The organism is Thermosulfurimonas sp. (assembly GCF_015491435.1).
Classification (GTDB): Bacteria; Desulfobacterota; Thermodesulfobacteria; order Thermodesulfobacteriales; family Thermodesulfobacteriaceae; genus Thermosulfurimonas_A.
The window spans coordinates 1-4,609 of the sequence record NZ_WFVX01000153.1; the positions used below are offsets into that span (position 1 = coordinate 1).

3 protein-coding genes and 1 pseudogene are annotated in these 4,609 nt (G+C 57.7%); 2 read left to right on the forward strand and 2 right to left on the reverse strand.

The genetic code is table 11. The features are described 5' to 3' along the window. Both F8J34_RS06995 and F8J34_RS07000 read left to right on the forward strand, forming a co-directional pair. Positions 1-1,596: methyl-accepting chemotaxis protein (locus F8J34_RS06995; RefSeq protein ID WP_297057615.1), on the forward strand; the 1,596-nt coding region annotated here is incomplete at its 5' end. A gap of 88 nt (positions 1,597-1,684) precedes the next feature. After that, positions 1,685-3,478: a bifunctional diguanylate cyclase/phosphodiesterase gene (locus tag F8J34_RS07000; RefSeq protein ID WP_297057618.1), complete on the forward strand. Its 1,794-nt coding sequence runs from the start codon at positions 1,685-1,687 to the stop codon at positions 3,476-3,478. Here F8J34_RS07000 and F8J34_RS07005 read toward each other — a convergent pair. Beyond that, positions 3,468-3,881: a hypothetical protein gene (locus F8J34_RS07005; RefSeq protein WP_297057621.1), complete on the reverse strand. Its 414-nt coding sequence runs from the start codon at positions 3,879-3,881 to the stop codon at positions 3,468-3,470. The genes F8J34_RS07000 and F8J34_RS07005 overlap by 11 nt on opposite strands. A gap of 303 nt (positions 3,882-4,184) precedes the next feature. After that, positions 4,185-4,609 (reverse strand): annotated as a pseudogene (locus tag F8J34_RS07010) (3-phosphoshikimate 1-carboxyvinyltransferase); the annotation flags it as partial.

Below are 4,609 nucleotides of genomic sequence, written 5' to 3' on the forward strand. Positions count from 1 at the left end.
CGTTGTTTAACCTGTTTCAGTCTGCGCACCTTTATGTTCCTGGTGGCCGGGCTGGTGGCGGTATTCTGGGCCCTGGGCTTCGTTTTTGCCTCCTTCAAGGTGGAGACCATGCAGCACCTTATGGCCCGGATTCAGGGATACGATCGTCCCCTGCTGGAGGCCGGAGAAAAGACCCTGCGAGATTTCGGACGGGTGAAAGGGGCCTTTCTCATGGCCTTTCTCACCCGCGATCCGGCGCGGCTGGCCGAGGCCCGGCGCTATCTGGCCGAAACCCGGCGGGTGATCTCCCGCACCGAGGCCCTGGCCCGGCAAAAGAACGATTCCCGGCTCCTAGAGCAGACCCGGCAGCTCAAGGACCTCCTGGCCGATCTGGAAGATCGGCTGGTCCGGGGCCGCCAGGCCATCCTGAACTCTGAGGTCAACCTTTCCCCGCAGTTGGCCGAGCTTCTAAAGACCCTGAATCAGAGTGAGGCCCGGGTCTATGCCCTGGCCTCAAATATGCTGGCCGCCCGGTATCGGGATCTGGATCGGGCCCTTGAGGAACAGCGCCATCTCGGACAGCGTCTCCTCCTAGAAAACGCCCTCCTTTTCGGGGGGTCGGTGCTGGTTGCAGCCCTGCTGGTGCTGTGGATCTCCGGTCTCCTGCGCCGGGAGGCCCGGGACCTTCTTGCCGTAGCCGAGCGGGTGAGCCGGAGGGATCTCCGGGTGGAGGTGGATCTCCCCGAACGTTCCTCCAATGAGATCCATCTGGTGGGAAGGGCCATGAATACGGTGATAGGAAACCTCCGGGACTTCATCGGCCGGGTACAGGAAGGGATCGTCCAGATCTCCTCGGCCTCTGAGGAGTTTTCCGCGGTGGTGACCCAGAATGTGGATCATTCCCAGCAGGCCTTCGGCAACGTTCGGGAACTTCTGGAATACACCGAAAAACTCCGGGACCAGATCTCCGAGATCCAGCTTTCCCTGAATCAGCTTACCGAGGCGGTGAACGAGATCTCCCGCAACGCCACCGAAACCTCTCAGGAATCCGATCAGGCCCACGAACAGGTAAAGGCCGCGGGGGAGGTGTTGCGATTGCTCACCGAGGAGATCCAGAAGATCTCGCACTCCGCGGACCTCATCCAGGATATCGCCGAACAGACCAACCTCCTGGCCTTAAACGCCACCATCGAGGCGGCCCGGGCCGGGGAGGCCGGCAAGGGCTTTGCGGTGGTGGCCAACGAGGTCAAGGAACTCTCCCGGAGTTCCGCCGATTCGGCCAAGGAGATCCGAAACCGGGTGCAGGCCCTGAGCCATCGCGGCGAAGAAATGGAAAGGAACATGTCCCACGTCCTGGAGAGTATCTCCCGCACCCGGGAACGCACCGTGGGGGTGGCCAGCGCGGTGGAGGAACAGACCGCGGTTATATCCGAGGTGGCCCAAACCCTGAACCAGATCTCCGAACGCATGGAGGTCCTGGATCGGATCACCGGCCAGCTGCGTCAGCGTACCGAGGAAGCCGAACAGGCTAGCGAGGAGATGAAAAAGGGGGCCGAGGACCTGGCCCGCACCGCAACCCTCCTTCAAAAGGAGGTGGATCAGTATCAGGTGAGATAGATTGTACAGTTTCAGGGGTGCACCTTATTCGAGGAAGGCTTCCCGTATTTCCGAAAATCTTCCCGGGAGTTCGAGGCCCCCGGAGAGGGTGCCCGAGGTGGAGCGGGATCTCTTTGAGCTGACCTCGCGTCTGACCCGGAGCCTGGTGCTCACGCCGGAGCTTTTGCACAACTGGCCCTGCTTTCTGCGGGAATTTTCCGGGAAATTGCGCCAGATCTTTCCCTTCTTCTATCTTTTTGTGGGTTGGAAAGAGAAAAAGGGTTATCGGGTTCAGGTCTTCGGATGTTGCCCCCGGGCCGGTGATAAAAGGGAAAAGCTCCGGGAAAGGATCCGAAAGACCCTGGAAGATGCGGAACCCAATCTCCGCAAAACGCGCTTTAGCTTTAGTTTTCAGACCCTGGAGAAAGATGCCGTCCTTCCGGGAGAGGCGGAGGAATTGTCGCAGGTTTGTAAGATAGTCTCTCTGCGCAATCCGGCTATCTGGGCGGCGGTGGGGATGGGGCTTCCGGCCTCCGGGCTGGAGCACGAAACCCGGTTTCTGATCCTGGAGAATCTCCTTTCCCTGCTCCTCAATCTGGTGCTTTCGGTGCGGGTAATGGAGGATTACACCCGCCACCTGGAGTTTCACGCCACCCGGGATGCACTCACCGGGCTCTACAATCGCTGGGCCTTTCGCGAATTCCTGAACACGGAAACAGCCCGGGCTAAAAGAAGGGGGTCTCGGCTGGCGGTGCTGTTTCTGGATGTGGATAACCTCAAATTGATCAACGACTTTTACGGTCACGAGGAAGGCGACCGTCTTCTGCGTTCCCTGGCCGAGCGTATCTCCGGGCAGCTGCGTCGCGGGGATATCCTGGCCCGTTACGGAGGAGACGAATTTGTGGCCCTCCTTCCGGATACCGGGCTTCAGGGGGCCTTCTCCGTGGCCCGGCGGATCCTCAAATCCCTGCAGGGCTTTTCCTTCTCCACCCCGGATGGCAAGAGTCTGGGGATTTCCTGCTCCGCAGGCCTGGCCGTTTTTCCGGATCATGCCACGGATCCGGAAAGGTTGATTCTCCTGGCCGACCGGGCTATGTACCGGGCCAAGAAGAAGGGAAAACGAGGTATAGAGATTCCCTCCCCGGCGGATCTCTCCGCCGAGGGCTTCGAACCCTCCGGTCATCTCCTGACCCTGCTTGAGGCCGTGGAGAAACGCCGAATTATTCCCTATTTCCAGCCCATTGTGGATCTAAAACGGGGCGGGATCTTCGCCTACGAAGTCCTGATGCGTCTGGAGACCGATACCGGGGTGCCGCTTCCGGCCCGCAGGTTTATCTCCCTGGCCGAAAGGATGGGTCTCCTGGGGCGGATGGAGGAAATCCTCTGGGAAAAGACCCTGGAAAAACTCTCTTCCTCCTGGGAAGACTTTCTTCTCTTTTTCAATGTCTCTCCGGTGGCCCTCCTGCGCAGGGATTTTCTGGAACACCTGGAGGAGCTCTGGAGGAAATATCGGTTTTCTCCGGAACATCTGGTCCTGGAGATCACCGAGCGGGAATCGGTGCTGGATCTTACCGAACTCCGGGGCCTGGCCCGCAAACTGAGGTCCCGGGGGATCCGTTTTGCCCTGGATGATTTCGGTTCCGGTTATTCCTCCTACCGGTATCTGCGGCATCTTCCCATAGATTTTATCAAAATCGAGGGCGAATTTGTCCGTTCCATGCACCGGAACGAGATAGATCGGGCCTTTGTGGCCGGAGCCGTGACCCTGGCCCGTACCCTGGGGGCCGGGATAGTGGCTGAGTTCGTGGAAAGCGAGGAACTGATGGACGAACTTCGCCGTCTGGGGGTGGACTACGCCCAGGGGTACTGGCTCGGAAAACCGGCTCCGGAGATCAGAAGATAGGGTTACCGTAACAGGGGCCGGGAGCGGTGAAGAGCTCCGGAGGTTGACGCCGCTCCCTTACCCGGGGGTAGGGGACTACCTCCACGTTAAAAAGGCGGGTTAACCCCTTCTGGTGCAGACATTCCTCCAGAAAGCGGCGCAGATGGTGGGAATCGTTCGGGGTGATACAGTAAAGGGTGGAAAGGGTGACCTTCATGCCGATGAGTTTTTCCCGGAGGTGTTCCCGGGCCCTTTGCTCCAGATCCCCGTAAAGGGATTCATAGAGCCCGTCCAGCTGGCCGAAGAACCTCTTGAGCAGGGGATAGAGGATATGATCCTCGTTCGGAAAATATACGTAGGCCCGTCCCCGCTTCTTCCGAAAGATCAGGTGCTTGTGACATAGATCCTCCAGCGAATTTCTCACCGGTACCCACCCCATTCCCGCAAGATAGGCGATTTTTCGGCCGGAAAGCCCCGGACAGTTATATACTATATAAAGGATGGACCATTTGGAAGCGGAGTTTAAAACTTTAATCAATTTTAAATTCAAGTGATGAAGCAACATTCTAAGATTAAAAGTATCAAATAAATAGATAAAAATCAAGTCTAAAAATGATCTAAAAATAGATCAAACTATAGAAATACTTAACGAAAAATAGAATTAAATCTCTACTTAGCCTTATCGAAAGTATAATTTCTACTTAACCAAAAGTATGAAAGTTAAAAACTAAGAAGAAACTTTTTCCAGATAGTCCCAGAACTCGGGGAAGGATTTGGATACACAGGAGGGATTACGTATGACTATGTCCGGTACCCGGAGCCCCAGTACGGCAAAGGCCATGGCGATGCGATGGTCGTCGTAGGTCTCGATCTCCGCCCCGGTGAGGGGGGCCCCGCCCTGGATCTCTATCCCGTCCGGAAGCTCCCGCACCCGGACCCCGCATCGGGCTAGCTCCGTGGCCATGGCGGAGATACGATCGCACTCCTTGTAGCGCAGGTGGGGGGCCCCGAAGATCCGGGAAGGCCCTTCGGCGAAGGCCGCGAGCACACACAGGGTGGGAAAGAGATCCGGGGCCTCCTTCAGATTGACCTCAAAACCCCGGGGAGGAGAGGAAAAACTCACCCGCACTCCCTCTCCTGCGGATTCCACCC